The sequence below is a fragment of the Mycobacterium intermedium genome (assembly GCF_002086275.1).
Lineage (GTDB): Bacteria > Actinomycetota > Actinomycetes > Mycobacteriales > Mycobacteriaceae > Mycobacterium > Mycobacterium intermedium.
Window position 1 is genome coordinate 1 of the sequence record NZ_MVHT01000306.1, and the last position, 535, is coordinate 535.

The 535-nt window shown below is 65.8% G+C and carries 1 protein-coding gene; it reads right to left on the reverse strand.

Annotation, left to right across the window (positions count from 1 at the left end; translation table 11 throughout):
• Nucleotides 1-535, reverse strand: a 535-nt coding sequence (locus BST27_RS30805) for a serine/threonine-protein kinase (RefSeq protein WP_139805523.1), incomplete at both ends; no start/stop codon positions are given.

Genomic DNA, 535 nt, shown 5'->3' on the forward strand with positions numbered 1-535 from the left:
GAGTAGATGTCGGCGCGGTAGGTGACCTCGTCGTTCGAAAACCGTTCGGGCGCCATGTATTTCCAGGTGCCCACCGCGGTGCCGAGTTGGGTGAGTTTCTCGTCGGTGGTGGCGCTGGCGATGCCGAAGTCGACCAGGTAGGCGAAGTCGTCGGGGGTGACCAGGATGTTGGGGGGTTTGACGTCGCGGTGCATCACCCCGGCGGCGTGGGCGGCATCGAGGGCCGAGGCGATCTGGCTGATGATGGCCACCGCGCGCGGCGGGGTCAGCGGGCCGTAGCGTTTGAGCAGGCTGTCCAGGTCGGTGCCTTCGACCAGGCGCATCTCCAGGAACATCTGGCCGTCGATCTCGCCGTAGTCGTGGATGGGCACCACGTGGGGTTCTTGGAGTTTGCCGGCGATGCGGGCTTCGCGTTTCATCCGCTCGCGGAAGACCGGGTCCTTGCTGAACTCCGCGGTCATCACCTTGACCGCGACCGTCCACTCCTTGACGGTGTGATCAGCCTCGTAGACCTCGCCCATCCCCCCACGGCCCA